This is a genomic window from Sphingomonas sp. SL1004 (genome assembly GCF_057815015.1).
Genome location: NZ_JBYMUX010000001.1, coordinates 1,744,486 through 1,759,411 on the forward strand (window position 1 = coordinate 1,744,486; position 14,926 = coordinate 1,759,411).

General features: G+C 65.3%; 11 protein-coding genes. 2 read left to right on the forward strand and 9 right to left on the reverse strand.

Annotated elements, in window-relative coordinates; genetic code table 11:
* Positions 1 to 4 precede the first annotated feature (4 nt).
* Positions 5 to 2,914 carry an excinuclease ABC subunit UvrA gene (gene uvrA, locus AC3D24_RS07835; RefSeq protein ID WP_489029591.1) on the reverse strand — a complete coding sequence of 970 codons (2,910 nt, stop codon included), beginning with the start codon at positions 2,912 to 2,914 and terminating at the stop codon, positions 5 to 7.
* Between the two features lie 128 nt (positions 2,915 to 3,042).
* Here uvrA and AC3D24_RS07840 point away from each other — a divergent pair, with 128 nt between their 5' ends.
* Together AC3D24_RS07840 and AC3D24_RS07845 are read left to right on the forward strand one after the other, a co-directional pair.
* Positions 3,043 to 3,630 carry a hypothetical protein gene (locus tag AC3D24_RS07840; RefSeq protein ID WP_489029593.1) on the forward strand — a complete coding sequence of 196 codons (588 nt, stop codon included), beginning with the start codon at positions 3,043 to 3,045 and terminating at the stop codon, positions 3,628 to 3,630.
* 162 nt (positions 3,631 to 3,792) lie between these two features.
* Positions 3,793 to 5,490 (forward strand): tyrosinase family protein, encoded by a 1,698-nt coding sequence (locus AC3D24_RS07845; protein WP_489029595.1) that lies wholly within the window; start codon positions 3,793 to 3,795, stop codon positions 5,488 to 5,490.
* Positions 5,491 to 6,065: 575 nt separating this feature from the next.
* On the opposite strand, the gene lpdA is transcribed toward AC3D24_RS07845, so the two are convergent.
* The 8 genes from lpdA to mdh all read right to left on the reverse strand — a co-directional run bounded on the left by lpdA (position 6,066) and on the right by mdh (position 14,798).
* Positions 6,066 to 7,460 carry a dihydrolipoyl dehydrogenase gene (gene lpdA, locus AC3D24_RS07850; RefSeq protein WP_489029597.1) on the reverse strand — a complete coding sequence of 465 codons (1,395 nt, stop codon included), beginning with the start codon at positions 7,458 to 7,460 and terminating at the stop codon, positions 6,066 to 6,068.
* A complete protein-coding gene (locus AC3D24_RS07855) occupies positions 7,453 to 7,821 on the reverse strand; it encodes a DUF5615 family PIN-like protein (protein ID WP_489029598.1) in 369 nt (122 codons plus the stop codon). Before AC3D24_RS07855 ends, lpdA begins: the two co-directional genes overlap by 8 nt.
* A gap of 3 nt (positions 7,822 to 7,824) precedes the next feature.
* Complete coding sequence (locus AC3D24_RS07860) at positions 7,825 to 8,061, reverse strand: DUF433 domain-containing protein (RefSeq protein WP_056484551.1); 237 nt, start codon at positions 8,059 to 8,061, stop codon at positions 7,825 to 7,827.
* A gap of 7 nt (positions 8,062 to 8,068) precedes the next feature.
* The gene (gene odhB / locus AC3D24_RS07865; RefSeq protein WP_489029600.1) at positions 8,069 to 9,316 is read right to left on the reverse strand and encodes a 2-oxoglutarate dehydrogenase complex dihydrolipoyllysine-residue succinyltransferase; all 1,248 of its coding nucleotides are present in this window, start codon (positions 9,314 to 9,316) and stop codon (positions 8,069 to 8,071) included.
* 127 nt (positions 9,317 to 9,443) lie between these two features.
* Positions 9,444 to 12,380, reverse strand: a complete 2,937-nt coding sequence (locus tag AC3D24_RS07870; RefSeq protein ID WP_489029602.1) for a 2-oxoglutarate dehydrogenase E1 component — start codon at positions 12,378 to 12,380, stop codon at positions 9,444 to 9,446.
* Positions 12,381 to 12,533: 153 nt separating this feature from the next.
* On the reverse strand, positions 12,534 to 13,418 hold the full coding sequence (sucD, locus tag AC3D24_RS07875) for a succinate--CoA ligase subunit alpha (protein ID WP_132896083.1): 885 nt from the start codon (positions 13,416 to 13,418) through the stop codon (positions 12,534 to 12,536).
* Between the two features lie 54 nt (positions 13,419 to 13,472).
* Positions 13,473 to 13,769 carry a GIY-YIG nuclease family protein gene (locus AC3D24_RS07880; protein ID WP_056060662.1) on the reverse strand — a complete coding sequence of 99 codons (297 nt, stop codon included), beginning with the start codon at positions 13,767 to 13,769 and terminating at the stop codon, positions 13,473 to 13,475.
* Positions 13,770 to 13,835: 66 nt separating this feature from the next.
* Positions 13,836 to 14,798, reverse strand: a complete 963-nt coding sequence (mdh, locus tag AC3D24_RS07885; protein WP_489029604.1) for a malate dehydrogenase — start codon at positions 14,796 to 14,798, stop codon at positions 13,836 to 13,838.
* Between the last annotated feature and the right edge of the window lie 128 nt (positions 14,799 to 14,926).

The following is a 14,926-nucleotide window of genomic DNA, read 5'->3' on the forward strand; positions in this document are numbered from 1 at the left end:
ACTTTTATTCTGTAGCAACCATCGTAGCGGTTCCGCGCTTCTCCAGCAACGGCGCCAGATACTTCCCCGTGAAGCTGCCCTTGGCCTTCGCCACCTTCTCCGGCGTGCCTTCGGCGACGATCTCGCCGCCCTTGACGCCGCCTTCGGGGCCTAGGTCGAGGACCCAGTCGGCGGTTTTGATGACGTCGAGATTGTGTTCGATCACGACGACCGTGTTGCCTTGCTCGACCAGCGCGTGGAGGACTTCCAACAATTTCCGCACGTCCTCGAAGTGGAGCCCGGTGGTGGGTTCGTCTAGGATATACAGCGTGTTGCCGGTGGCGCGTCGCGAGAGTTCCTTGGCGAGCTTGACGCGTTGCGCTTCGCCGCCCGAGAGCGTCGTCGCCTGCTGGCCGACCTTGACGTAGCCGAGGCCGACCTCGACCAGCATCGCCATCTTGTCGCGGATCGGGGGGACCGCCTTGAAGAACTCGGCGGCGTCCTCGACCGTCATGTCGAGCACGTCGGCGATCGAATGCCCCTTGAACTTCACTTCGAGCGTCTCGCGATTGTAGCGCGCGCCGTGGCAGACGTCGCAGGTGACGTAGACGTCGGGGAGGAAGTGCATCTCGATCTTGAGCACGCCGTCGCCCTGGCACGCCTCGCAGCGGCCGCCCTTGACGTTGAAGCTGAAACGGCCGGGCTTGTAGCCGCGCGCCTGCGATTCCGGCAGGCCGGCGAACCAGTCGCGGATCTGCGTGAAGCTGCCGGTGTAGGTGGCGGGGTTGCTGCGCGGGGTGCGGCCGATCGGCGACTGGTCGATGTCGATGACCTTGTCGAGATACTGGAGGCCGGTGATCTTGTCGTGCTTGCCCTGGACGATGCGCGCGCCGTTCAGCTCGCGCGCGGCGGCGGCGTAGAGCGTGTCGATCGTGAAGCTCGACTTGCCCGAGCCGGAGACGCCGGTGATGCAGGTGAAGGTGCCGAGCGGCAGGCTGGCGGTGACGCCGCGCAGGTTGTTGGCGACCGCGTTGTGGACGGTGAGCTTCTTGCCGTTGCCCTTGCGCCGTGTTGCCGGGACCGGCACTTCGCGCGTGCCGTTGAGATAGTCGGCGGTGATGCTGCCCTTCGACTTGAGGATCTGCTTCAGCGTGCCCTGCGCGACGACCTGGCCGCCGCGGACGCCGGCGCCGGGGCCCATGTCGATGATGTAGTCGGCGGTGCGGATCGCGTCCTCGTCATGCTCGACGACGAGCACGGTGTTGCCGAGATCGCGCAGACGGCGGAGCGTCTTGAGGAGCATGTCGTTGTCGCGCTGGTGCAGGCCGATCGAGGGCTCGTCGAGGACGTAGAGCACGCCGGACAGGCCGCTGCCGATCTGCGACGCGAGGCGGATGCGCTGGCTTTCGCCGCCGCTGAGCGTGCCGGAGGTGCGATCGAGGTTGAGGTAATCCAGGCCGACGTTGTTGAGGAAGCCGAGCCGCTCGACGATCTCCTTGAGGATGCGTTCGGCGATCGCGTTCTGCTGGTCGCCGAGATGCTGCGGCATGTCGGTGAAGAACTGGAGCGCGTCGACCACCGAGAGATGCGTGGCGTAGGAGATGTCCTTCATCGCGATCTTGACCGCGAGTGCTTCGGGCTTCAGGCGCGCGCCGCCGCAGACTTCGCAGGGGGCGGCGGACTGGTACTTGCTCAGCTCCTCGCGCATCCAGGCGGAGTCGGTCTGGAGCATGCGGCGGTTGAGGTTGCCGATGACGCCTTCGAACGGCTTGGAGACGTCGTATTTCTTCTTGCCGTCGATGAAGGTGAGCGTGACCGGCTTGCCCTTCGAGCCATGCAGGATCGTGCTCTGGACCTCCGGCGGGAGGTCGGACCAGGGGGTCTCGATGTCGAACTTGAATTCGCGCGCAAGGCTGCCGAGGACCTGCATGTAATACGGGCTCGGAGGGTTGGATTTCGCCCAGGGGACGACCGCGCCCTTCTTGATGCTGAGCATGTGGTTGGGGACGACGAGGTCTTCGTCGAACAGCAATTTCTCGCCGAGGCCGTCGCAGGCCGGGCACGCGCCCTGGGGAGCGTTGAACGAGAACAGGCGCGGCTCGATCTCGGAGATGGTGAAGCCGCTGACCGGGCAGGCGAACTTCTCGCTGAACACGATGCGGCCGTCGGGGGCGTTGTTGCCGAGGATCTCGGACTTTGGCGTGTGCGGTTCGACCGGGTCGGCGGGGTCGACATAGGCGAGGCCGTCGGCGAGCTTAAGTGCGGTTTCGAAGCTCTCGGCCAAGCGCGTGGCGATTTCGCCGCCCACGACCAAGCGATCGACGACGACTTCGATGTCGTGCTTGTATTTCTTGTCGAGCGCGGGGGCTTCGTCGATGTCGTAAATCTCGCCGTCGATGCGGACGCGCGCGAAACCCGCCTTCTGCCACTCGGCGAGTTCCTTGCGGTACTCGCCTTTCCGGCCGCGGACGACGGGGGCGAGCAGGTACAGGCGCGTGCCTTCGGGGAGCGCCATGACGCGGTCGACCATCTGGCTGACAGTCTGCGCGGCAATGGGTTCGCCGGTGGCGGGCGAGTAGGGGATGCCGACGCGCGCCCAGAGCAGGCGCATGTAATCGTAGATTTCGGTGACGGTGGCGACGGTCGAGCGCGGGTTGCGCGACGTCGTCTTCTGCTCGATCGAAATTGCGGGCGAGAGGCCCTCGATATGGTCGACGTCGGGCTTCTGCATCAGTTCGAGGAACTGGCGGGCGTAGGCGGACAGGCTCTCGACGTAGCGGCGCTGCCCCTCGGCGTAGATCGTGTCGAACGCGAGGCTCGACTTGCCCGAGCCGGAGAGGCCGGTGATCACCGTGAGCGTGTCGCGGGGGATGTCGATGTCGACGTCCTTGAGGTTGTGCTCGCGCGCGCCGCGTACGGAAATCTTGGTCAGCATAAGGCGGTCTGTTCCATATTTGTTCGGGTGCGGCAAGCCTTGCGCAACGCCGTGTCGTCGATCCCGAAGATGGGTAACGCGGGCGCCGAACGAAAGGGGGCATTGTCCACGGTCGTGCCGATACTTACATGGTGTATTGGATTGGCAATACAGTGCTGGAGAGCGACATGGGCAAGAAGAAGGACGAGCGGAAACGGCGCGAACGCGAGGCCGAACAGGCGGCAAGCGCGGGCGCGTGGGGCGCCGGCGAGCGGCACGACCATGCGGACTCGAAGCACGGAGAATCCCGGCACGCCGACACCAAGCACGCCCACGCCAAGCACTCGCATGGCAAACATGATGGTGCGGCGCCGTTGGCGGGGATCGCGGCAGCAGTCGCGCGGCAGATGGGAACGCCGATCGGACGGCAGATGATCGCCGCCGGGCTGATGGCCGCGGCGGGTGCGATTGCGCGGCATGATGCGAAGCCTGCGGGGGCGCGGCCGACGCCGCCACCGGCGCCGCCCGCTCCCCCTGCCCCGCCCGAACCTTCGGCTTCGCCGAAGCCCGACGGTGCGGAGGGTTCGACCGGGCCGTTCGCCGGTGAGACGCCGGAGCCGCCGCGTAGCGATGCCGTCGCCCTGCCGCCCGAAATGGCGAAAGTGCTGGATTCGGTGACCGTCGGGCTCGAGCGACTGTTCGCGGGGTTCGGCAAGCCGAAGACTCCGGGCGGCTGAGCCTCGCCGGCCGCCAAAGACCGGGTGTCGCATCCAAGCGTCCATAACGGACGCAGTTGCGTGCGACACCGGAGGCTCCGCCGCATAGCGTAGCAACGAACGCCGGTCCGCGGCGGTCATGTATCGCGTATGCTGTTGCCGGTCTTTCGGAGGGTCATCGTCATGAAACCCCTATGCCTCGCTATCGTGCTGCTGTGCGCCACCTCGGCGATACCTGCGCTCGCCTCGCCTGGTGCGGTGCGCGGGGCGGATGCCACGGCGGCAAGCCAACGGGCGGCCGATGCGCGATACTGGCAGCGTGCGACGACGAACCTGCGCCTTGCCGCGGGCGCGGCCATGGCGCCGGCTTTGGCCACGGCAACGCGTGGGACGAACGACGACCTCGCGCAGCAACCCGGCCCGGCCATCAACCCCGCCGTTAACACCGTCCGCAAGTCCATTACCGCGCTCAGCCCGGCGGAACTGGTCAGCCTGCGCCGCGGTATCGCGCAGATGATCGCCTGGAACCGGGCGCCTCGCGGCAGTGCCGATTTCAAGCGCAGCCTGCTCTATTGGGCAAACATGCACAGTTTCGTCGGACCGACCGATACGTCGCCGATCGTCTGCTCGCCGAAATCGGGATTGAGCTACCCCGGCATGGCCGGACTGACGACGCAGCTTCCCAATTCGATCGATGAGAAGGCGACCTGGTGCACCTGTCAGCACGGTACCATCCAGTTCCTGACCTGGCACCGGATGTACCTCTATTATTTCGAGCAGGTCCTGGCCGCGGCGGCGGGCGATCCGAACGTGCGGCTGCCGTTCTGGGACTATGAGACCGACGGCCATATTCCCACCGCGTACCGCGTGGCGAGTTATGTGGCGGCCGGCGGTGCGACGGTAGCAAACCCGCTTTATGTCGCGAGCCGGCAGGCGCAGCTGGCCAATGGGTCGCAGGCGCTGGCGCCATCCGTGACCTCCGCCGCCTTGGCCATGCGACAGACCAGCTATGTGCCGTTCGACAAGGCGCTGGAGCAGACACCGCACGGCGCAGTGCATTGCGCCACCGGCGTCGTCAGCTGCCCCAGCGGCTATATGGGCTATGTCCCGACCGCCGGGAACGATCCGATCTTCTACAGCCATCACGCCAATCTCGACCGATTGTACGAATGCTGGCTGCGCATGGCGCCCGCCGCCCGCCTGCCGAACGATCCGGGGCAGCTTGCCCGACAGTTTAATTTCATCGCGGGCAACGGCGATCTCGTCCAGCGCAAGGTCGGCGACATGCTGACGACGGCGCAATTGAACTACAGCTATAGCGGCGGCGGCGGGTGTCCTTCGCCCGGGCTGCTCACCGCTGCGATCGAAAGCCTGCGACCGATGCGATCGATCCCGCTTACCGGCCCGGTTTCGCTGAAGCGCGGTACCACGACGATACCGCTGCGCATCGCGCCGGATGCCCGTCCTTCGCTGCTGGCGTTCAATGCCCCGGCAAAGACCGGGCAGCGTGCGACGCTGGTCATCGAAGGGCTGACGTTCGACGATATCCCGCGCACGCTGTACGCGGTGTATCTGCGCGGTACGGGCGGACGACGGGCGCTTGTCGGCGTGATCAACTTCTTCAACGCGACCGCGCCGCATCATGATGGGTCCAGCGACGCTTCGCATGAGGCCATGCCGGGAATGTCCGACCACATCGCCCCGTCCGAAACCAGGCTCGATGCGACCGAGGCGCTGGCGGTACTGGGAAGCGCAACCAACGCGCAGTTGATCATCGAGCCGACGACCGGCCTTACCGGCTCGGTCGTTGCCGAGGCCAGCAAGCGGATCACGGCGAAGACGAATGTGCGGTTCTCCGCAGCGCGGATCGACGTCGATTAGACTTTGGCCCGGGGCTTGCCTCGCAGGCATCGTCGGGAATGCTGTGAAATGGCCTCGCGTTTTTGGTTCGTGGATAGGACTAGCGATCGACCGGCGGTAGCGAAGGCCTTCGCGTCCATGGCGCGACGTACAATGACGACCGGGGGTGTCCGATCCGACAACACGGGTTCGGCAGTGGCGCGCGGTTTCGCTTTGCAACGCGAGGGTCGATCGGGTTGGCGGACGGGGCAACGGGCAAGTCGTCGGACGCGGCTTTGGCCGTGCGGCCGCAGAGGCTTAGCCGTCGCTTTACGCCACGACCTTCGCGCGGTCGTATCCGGATGTGGATGGGCTTGGCCAGACAGGGGCAGAGTCCCTGTCGTCGGACGTGGCGTTTCGTCGCGCCGACTGGTCCGACCGCGGGTGCTCGGTCGTAGCTTGCGCTACGACCTTCGCGCGGTCGTACTCGCATGTCGATGGGTTTGGCCGGACAGGGGCAAAGCCCCTGTCGTCGGACGCGGCTTCTGGCCGCGCCGGCCGGTCCGACCGCCGGGTGCTCGGCCGTAGCTTGCGCTACGGCCTTTGCGCGGTCGTACTCAGATGTGTATCGGCTTGCCCTGTACAGCCATCGCCGCTTCCTTGATCGCCTCGGCATGCGTGGGATGCGCGTGGCACGTGTAGGCGATGTCCTCGCTGGTCGCGCCGAATTCCATCGCAATGGCAGCTTCGGCGATCAGCGTTCCCGCTAGCGAAGAGACGATCCAGACGCCGAGGACGCGGTCGGTCTTGGCGTCGGCGATGATCTTCACGAAGCCGTCGGTGTCGCGGTTGGTTTTGGCGCGGCTGTTCGCGGCGAACGGGAACTTGCCGACCTTGATCTCGGTCTTGTCGCGCGCGGCCTCTTCGGTGAGGCCGACGCCAGCGATCTCGGGCATCGTGTAGACGACGCTCGGGATGACGTCCTCGTTGACGATGCCGGTCTGGCCGGCGATGTTTTCCGCGACCGCGACGCCCTCGTCCTCGGCCTTGTGCGCGAGCATCAGGCCGGGAATGCAGTCGCCGATCGCCCAGACGCCGTCGACCTTGGTACGGAACGAATGGTCGGTTTCGATCTGGCCGCGCTTGTTGAGTTCGAGGCCGATGGCTTCGAGGTTGAGGCCGTCGACGTTCGCTTTCCGCCCGATCGAGACGAGCACCGCGTCGGCGGTCAGCGTCTCGGACGCGCCTCCCGCGGCGGGCTCGACGGTGACGGTCGCGACGCCGTTGTCGACCGTTACGCCGGTGACCTTGGTCGAGAGCTTGAGCTCCATGCCCTGCTTCTTGAAGAGCTTGGCGGTCTCGCGGCGGACTTCGCCGTCGAAGCCGGGGAGGATCTGGTCGACGAACTCGACGACCGTGACCTTCGCGCCGAGACGACGCCAGACGCTGCCCAGCTCGAGGCCGATCACGCCGCCGCCGATGACGACCATGTGCTCGGGGACCTTGGGGATCTCGAGCGCGCCGGTGCTGTCAACGACGGTCTTCTGGTCGACTTCGACGCCGGGGAGCGGCATGACCGACGAACCGGTGGCGATGACGATGTTCTTCGCGGTGACCTTCTGACCGGCGATCTCGACGGTGTGCGCGTCCTGGAACGCGGCCTTGCCCTTGAGCCAGGTGACCTTGTTCTTCTTGAACAGGAATTCAACGCCGCCGGTCAGCTCCTTGACGGCCTTGGCCTTCTCGGCGTGCATCTGGTCGAGGTTCAGGGTGACGCCCTGGAAGTCGATGCCGAACTTGGTGAGGTGGCCGCCCTTGGCCTCCTCGTAGATCTCGGAGGCGTGGAGCAGTGCCTTGGACGGGATGCAGCCGACGTTGAGGCAGGTGCCGCCGAGCGTCTCGCGGCTCTCGGCGCAGGCGGTGCGCAGGCCGAGCTGCGCTGCACGGATCGCCGCGACGTAACCGCCGGGGCCCGCACCGATCACGAGGACGTCATAGTCGTAGTCAGCCATGGTATGCTCCAGCGGGGAACGGCTTCCTGCGTTCGCCGTCCTTGGTTATGGTAATGATGTGGCCTTCGAAGCCACCGCGTTCAACCAACGCGAGGAGACGATCGGCGGTAAGTTCGACCAGCAGATGGGCAAGCCTGACGTAGAAGATGGCGCTCGGTGACGGCATCCCGCCATTGAAGATCAGGTCGCCAAAATCGCTGTCGCCTGTAATCAACACGTGTTGCCCGATGTCCGGTCTCAGAAGAATATGCCGGTCGCTCACCCCGGGAGTCGAGTGACTGATCCATTCTACGTCGAGAGCAGCAGCCCGAAGGCGCATCACAACGCCCTTGTGCATGTTCTCGTCGGCGAGAAACCGCACCGATCAGGCTGCTTCCCGGCGAGCCGCGGACGATTCCTTCACAAGCAAATCGTGTGTAAAAGCGACCGCGGCTCGGATATCGGCTTCCGTAATGTGGTCATACGCTTCGAGGATCTGCTCAAAGGATGCCCCTTCCGCGAAATATTCGAGGATCAGCTCGACCGATATCCGCGTCCCCTTCACCACGGGCTTGCCGCCCAGGATTTCAGGGTCCGAATGGATATGGTCGCGCCAGTTCATCGCTACCTCACAGGTCGATCAGGATACGGGTCGGATCCTCGATAGCATTTTTCAGCGCCACCAGGAACGTCACGGCTTCGCGGCCGTCGATCAGGCGGTGGTCGTAGCTGAGCGCGAGGTACATCATCGGGCGGATGACGATCTGGCCGTTGACGACGACCGGGCGCTCCTCGATGCGGTGGAGACCGAGCACGGCGGACTGCGGCGGGTTAATGATCGGGGTCGACATCAGCGAGCCGAACACGCCGCCGTTCGAGATCGTGAAGGTGCCGCCCTTCATCTCGTCCATCTTGAGCGCGCCTTCCTTGGCGCGCTTGCCGAAGTCGCCGATCGTCTTCTCGATCGTCGCGACCGACATCTGGTCGGCATCGCGGATCACGGGGACGACGAGGCCGCCCGGCGACGAGACCGCGACCGAGATGTCGGCGTAATCGTGATAGACGATGTCGTCGCCGTCGATCGATGCGTTGACCGACGGGATATCGCGCAGCGCCATCGTCGCGGCCTTCACGAAGAAGCCCATGAAGCCGAGGCGAACGCCGTGCTTCTTCTCGAACAGGTCCTTGTACTTGGCGCGCGCCTCGATCACCGCGGTCATGTCGACGTCGTTGAACGTCGTGAGCATGGCCGCCGTGTTCTGCGCTTCCTTGAGGCGCTTGGCGATCGTCTGGCGGAGGCGCGTCATGCGGACGCGTTCTTCGCCGCGGCCGGATGCGGCGGCGGGAGCTGCGGCCGGAGCAGGTGCGGCGGCGGCGGCAGGCGCTGGCTTGCTCGACGCGGCGGCGGTCACGTCTTCCTTGGTGATGCGACCGTCGCGGCCGGTGCCCTTGACGGTGCCGGGGTCGACGCCGTGCTCGAGGACCGCGCGGCGGACCGACGGGGAGAGCGCGGCGGGGGAGTCGCTGGTGCCAGCGCCGGGCTGGTCGCCGTAACCTGCTCCGGACTCGTCCTTCGCCGGTGCGGCTGGCGTAGCGGTTGCGGCGGGCGCGGGCGCAGGGTCCGACGCGGCGGCGCCATCACCGGCATCGATCGTGGCGAGCATCGCGCCGACCTGCACGGTGTCGCCGACGGCGACCGCATGCTGGCCCATGACGCCGGCGACCGGCGACGGGACCTCGACCGAGACCTTGTCAGTCTCGAGGCTGGCGATCGGCTCGTCGACCGCGACGGGGTCGCCGGGCTGCTTCAGCCATTCGCCGAGGGTGGCTTCGGTGATCGATTCACCCAGGACGGGGACGGTGACTTCGGTTGCCATTTTTCTCGTTTCCTCCACCCCGGCGTAGGCCGGGGTCCAGTTACGAAACGCTGAGTGGCCGGCGTTTCGCTCAATTACATCTACCATCCCGACTGGGCCTCGGCCTACGCCGGGGTGGTAGAAAAACTTAGTTTGCGCGGGTGCGGCGGATTTCGTCGCGGACGGAGTGGCCGAGCGCGTCGGCGACGAGCGCGCCCTGTTCGGCCTGGTGACGCTTCATCAGACCGGTCGCGGGCGAGGCCGAGGCGTTGCGCCCGGCGTAGCGCGCACGCTTCACGCGGGAATCGACCGTTGCCAGCGCCTCCTCGATCAGCGGCTCGACGAAGAACCAATAACCGTTGTTCTTCGGCTCTTCCTGCGCCCAGACGATCTCCTCCAGGTTCGGCATCCGTGCGACGCGCTCGGCGATCGGGTTGCCGGGGAAGGGATAGAGCTGTTCGACGCGGACGATCTGCGTGTCGGTGTCGCCCGCCGCATCGCGTGCCTCGATCAGGTCGTACGCGACCTTGCCGGTGCACAGGACCAGACGCTTCGTATCGACGTCGGCGGCCGGATTGGTATCCGACAACAGGCGGCGGAAGTGGCTGTCGCCTTGGAAATCCTCGGCGTTCGAGACGGCCAGCTTGTGCCGCAGCAACGACTTCGGCGTCATCACGATCAGCGGCTTGCGGAAGTTGCGGTGCATCTGCCGGCGAAGCAGGTGGAAATAGTTCGCCGGGCTGGTGCAGTTCGCAACCTGGATGTTGTCGTCCGCGCACGATTGCAGGAAGCGCTCGGGACGCGCCGAGCTATGCTCCGGCCCTTGCCCTTCATAGCCGTGCGGAAGCAGCATTACGAGGCCGTTGGCGCGAAGCCACTTCGACTCGCCGGACGTGATGAACTGATCGATCATGATCTGCGCGCCGTTGACGAAATCGCCGAACTGCGCCTCCCAGAGGACCAGCGTCTTCGGGTCGGCGAGCGCGTAGCCATACTCGAACCCGAGCACGCCGTATTCGCTGAGCGGGCTGTCGAGTACCTCGAAACGACCGTGCTCGATTTCCTGCAACGGCACGTACTTGTGCTCGTCGGTCTGGTCGACCCAGACCGCATGGCGCTGCGAGAAGGTGCCGCGACCCGAATCCTGGCCGGACAGGCGGACGCCGTACCCTTCCGAGAGCAGACCGCCGAACGCGAGCGCCTCGCCCGTCGCCCAGTCGAACCCCTTGCCCGACTTGAACATCTCGCGCTTGGCATCGATCACGCGGTTGAGCGTCTTGTGGATCTTCACGCTGTCGGGGACCGTAGTCAGCGTGCGGCCGAGCGAGTCGAACAGCTTCTGGCTGAGACCGGTCTCGACGTTCCGACGAGCCGACGCGCCATCGGTCGGCGCGCTGAGGCCGGTCCAGCGACCGCCAAACCAGTCCGCCTTGTTGGGCTTGTACGACGACCCGGCCTCGAACTCACCCTCGAGACGGAGCGTGAACTGCTTCACATTCTCGTCGATCCAGGGCTGGTCGATCACGCCTTCCTTGATCAGGCGATCGCCGTACACCGACGAGACGCCGGGGTGCTTGCGGATGATGTCGTACATCAGTGGCTGCGTGAAGGACGGCTCGTCGCCTTCGTTGTGGCCGAAGCGGCGATAGCACCACATGTCGATGACGATGTCGCGGTGGAACTTCTGGCGGAATTCCATCGCCATCTTGGTCGCGAAGGTGACCGCCTCGGGATCGTCGCCGTTGACGTGGAAGACCGGCGCCTGGACGCCCTTGGCAACGTCCGACGGGTAAGGCGACGAGCGCGCGAACTGCGGCGAGGTCGTGAAGCCGACTTGGTTGTTGATGATGAAATGGACGCAGCCGCCGGTGTTGTAGCCGCGGATGCCCGAGAAGCCGAGGCACTCCCAGACGATCCCCTGCCCCGCGAACGCCGCGTCACCGTGGATCAGCACGGGCAAGCTCGCCACGTGATCCTTAAGGTCGTTGTTGAGCGTCTGGATCGCGCGCGTCTTGCCGAGCACGACGGGGTCGGCGGCTTCGAGATGCGACGGGTTGGCGACCAGGCTCATGTGAACCTTGTGGCCATCGAACTCGCGATCGGTGCTGGTGCCGAGGTGATACTTCACGTCGCCCGAACCGCCGATGTCATCGGGGTTGGCCGATCCGCCGGCGAATTCGTGGAAGATCACGCGCAACGGCTTGGCCATCACGTTCGCCAGCACGTTGAGACGACCACGATGCGCCATGCCGATGACGAGCTCGCGCACGCCCATCTGGCCGCCATACTTGATCACGCTCTCAAGCGCGGGGATCATCGATTCGCCGCCGTCGAGCCCGAAACGCTTCGTGCCGACATATTTCTTGCCGAGGAATTTCTCCCACTGCTCGGCCTGGATCACCTTGGTGAGGATCGCCTTCTTGCCGTCGGTGGAGAATTCGATCGCCTTGTCCTGGCCCTCCATGCGCTCCTGGAGGAAGCGGCGCTCCTCGACGTCGGAGATGTGCATGTATTCGAGGCCGACATTGCCGCAGTAATTCTTGCGCAACGTGTCGACGAGCTCGCGGATCGAGACCCACTCGAAGCCCATCGTGCCGCCAAGATAGACCTTCCGGTCGATGTCGGCGTCGGAGAAGCCATGATATTCGGTCTTCAGATCCTCGGGCATCTCGCGCTTCGACAGGCCGAGCGGATCGAGATTGGCGGCGAGGTGACCGCGGACGCGGTAGGTGCGGACGAGCAGCTGCGCGCGGATCGCGTCGGCTGCGGCCTTGGCGATCTCTTCCTTGGAGACGGGCGCGGGCGCTGCTGCTGCGGGGGCCGGCTTGCCGCCCTTGGCGGGCTTGGGCGCGGGCTCCATCTGGGTGGGGTCGAGCGCGGCAGTCAGGTCGTCCGTGGTGGTGAGCGGCCAGCGGGCGCTCTCCCAGCTCGGGCCCTGCGCGGAACCTTCGAGACCCTCGAAGAACGCGCGCCAACCGGATTCGACCGAGGCCGGGTCCGCATTGAACTTGGCGTAGAGCGTCTCCACGAATGCCGGGCTGACGCCGGCTGCGATATCGCTGAAATCCTGGCCTTCGTAGCCCATGTCACTCGTCCTTATCCCTTCTCCCGCTGGGAGAAGGAGGGGCCCGCCCGCACTTGCGGGTGGGAGGATGAGGGTGATCGGCGCCCGTCGCCCTCACCCTTCCGGCGCTTGCGCGCCTCCCTCCCTCTCCCGATGGGAGAGGGAGCAGTCAGTTCAGCCCTTCAGCACGCTCAACAGCGTCTCGCCGAGCAGGCTGGGGCTTTCCGAAACGCGGATCCCGGCGGCTTCCATCGCCGCGATCTTGCTCTCCGCGTCGCCCTTGCCGCCCGACACGATCGCGCCGGCATGGCCCATGCGACGGCCCGGAGGCGCCGTACGGCCAGCGATGAAGCCTGCCATCGGCTTCGACCGACCGCGCTTGGCTTCGTCGCGGAGGAACTGTGCCGCCTGCTCCTCGGCGTCGCCGCCGATTTCGCCGATCATGATGATCGACTGCGTCTCGTCGTCGGCGAGGAACAGCTCGAGCACGTCGATGAAGTTCGTGCCGTTGACCGGATCGCCACCGATGCCGACCGCGGTCGTCTGACCAAGGCCTGCGTTCGACGTCTGGAACACCGCCTCATAGGTGAGCGTGCCTGAACGGCTGACAACGCCGACCGAGCCCTTCTTGAAGATCGAGCCGGGCATGATGCCGATCTTGCACTCGCCGGGGGTCAGCACGCCGGGGCAGTTCGGGCCGATCAGCCGCGACTTGGAGCCCGACAGCGCGCGCTTGACCTTGACCATGTCGAGCACCGGAATGCCCTCGGTGATCGCGACGATCAGCTCGATCTCGGCGTCGATTGCCTCGAGGATCGAATCGGCGGCGAAGGGGGGCGGCACGTAGATGACCGACGCGGTCGCGCCGGTCATCGCCTTGGCTTCGGCGACGGTGTTGTAGACCGGGAGGTCGAGGTGCGTGGTGCCGCCCTTGCCCGGCGTGACGCCGCCGACCATCTGCGTGCCGTATTCCAGCGCCATCTTGGTGTGGAAGCTGCCGGTTTCGCCGGTCATGCCTTGCGTGATGACCTTGGTGTTCTTGTCGACGAGGATGCTCATCTTGTCTCGTTCCTTACCACCCCGGCGAAGGCCGGGGCCCAATTGGGAAAGCGGTCATGGTCGTGCGATGCGATCGTAAAGGTCGTCCCAAGAGGGATTGAAACCGTTGATCTCACGCAGCTTCCAGTCTCGCTTCCACTCCTTCATGTGCAGCTCGCGCTGCCGGGCGGCTTCCCAACTACCGGCTAACTCATACCAGACGAGCAGCTTGCAGTCGTATTTCTTCGTGAACCCGGCGACGACGGCGTTGCGGTGTTCCCACACGCGCTTCGCCAGGTTCAGCGTCGAGCCGAGGTAGATCGTTCCATTAAACCCACTTGCCATGATGTAGACGAACGCTTGTTCTTCCATCAGCGGGGCCTTCCCAATTGGGCCCCGGCCTTCGCCGGGGTGGTGCGATCCTTACCTCATCTCAAATCAGTTCAGCGACCCATCGATGCCCTTGCAGGCGACGATCAGTTCCTTGACCGCGTCGACCGACACGGTGAGGTTCTGCTTGGCTTCGTCGTCCAGCTTGATCTCGACGATCTTCTCGACGCCGCCAGCACCGATCACCACCGGCACGCCGACGTACAGATCGTCCAGGCCGTACTCGCCCGACACATACGCCGCGGCCGGCAGCACGCGCTTCTGGTCGTACAGATACGCTTCGGCCATCGCGATGCCGCTGGTCGCCGGCGCGTAGTACGCCGAGCCCGTCTTCAGCAGTGCGACGATCTCGCCGCCGCCGCCGCGCGTACGCTTGACGATCGCGTCGATCTTTTCCTGGCTCGACATGCCCATCGCGATGAGATCCGGCACCGGGATGCCCGACACCGTCGAGTAGCTGATGACCGGGACCATCGTGTCGCCGTGGCCGCCGAGCACGAAGCTGGTGACGTCCTTGACCGAGACCTTGAACTCGTCGGCGAGGAAGTGGCTGAAGCGTGCCGAGTCGAGCACGCCGGCCATGCCGACGACCATGTGGTACGGCAGCCCGGAGAACTCGCGAAGTGCCCACACCATCGCGTCGAGCGGGTTGGTGATGCAGATCACGAACGCGTTCGGGGCGTTATTCTTGATGCCCTCGCCGACGGCCTTCACGACCTTCAAATTGATGCCGAGCAGGTCGTCGCGGCTCATGCCGGGCTTGCGGGCCACGCCTGCGGTGACGATGATGACGTCCGCGCCGGCGATGTCGGCATAATCGTTCGATCCGGTGATCTGCGAGTCGAAGCCTTCGACCGGACCGCACTGCGACAGGTCGAGCGCTTTGCCCTGGGGGATGCCCTCGGCCACGTCGAACAGGACGATATCGCCAAGGCCCTTGAGTGCTGCGAGGTGCGCGAGCGTACCGCCGATGTTACCGGCGCCGATCAGCGCGATCTTCTTGCGAGCCATTCCAATCCGTCTCCGTCTGATGTGCGGGGTGATTGGTGACGCCGGTTACGCGCATTATCCCGCTACGGCAACCGCTAAAAGGACAAAAGCGGGTTGTTATTGCAACTAGTTCTCATGTGCAATAAGGT

Coding starts and splice junctions, on each gene's coding strand:
- AC3D24_RS07860 (WP_056484551.1), bottom strand. CDS start 8,061: ATGAACTGGCGCGACCATATCCATTCGGACCCTGAAATCCTGGGCGGC.
- AC3D24_RS07870 (WP_489029602.1), bottom strand. CDS start 12,380: ATGGGCTACGAAGGCCAGGATTTCAGCGATATCGCAGCCGGCGTCAGC.
- uvrA (WP_489029591.1), bottom strand. CDS start 2,914: ATGCTGACCAAGATTTCCGTACGCGGCGCGCGCGAGCACAACCTCAAG.
- AC3D24_RS07840 (WP_489029593.1), top strand. CDS start 3,043: ATGGTGTATTGGATTGGCAATACAGTGCTGGAGAGCGACATGGGCAAG.
- odhB (WP_489029600.1), bottom strand. CDS start 9,316: ATGGCAACCGAAGTCACCGTCCCCGTCCTGGGTGAATCGATCACCGAA.
- AC3D24_RS07845 (WP_489029595.1), top strand. CDS start 3,793: ATGAAACCCCTATGCCTCGCTATCGTGCTGCTGTGCGCCACCTCGGCG.
- lpdA (WP_489029597.1), bottom strand. CDS start 7,460: ATGGCTGACTACGACTATGACGTCCTCGTGATCGGTGCGGGCCCCGGC.
- sucD (WP_132896083.1), bottom strand. CDS start 13,418: ATGAGCATCCTCGTCGACAAGAACACCAAGGTCATCACGCAAGGCATG.
- mdh (WP_489029604.1), bottom strand. CDS start 14,798: ATGGCTCGCAAGAAGATCGCGCTGATCGGCGCCGGTAACATCGGCGGT.
- AC3D24_RS07880 (WP_056060662.1), bottom strand. CDS start 13,769: ATGGAAGAACAAGCGTTCGTCTACATCATGGCAAGTGGGTTTAATGGA.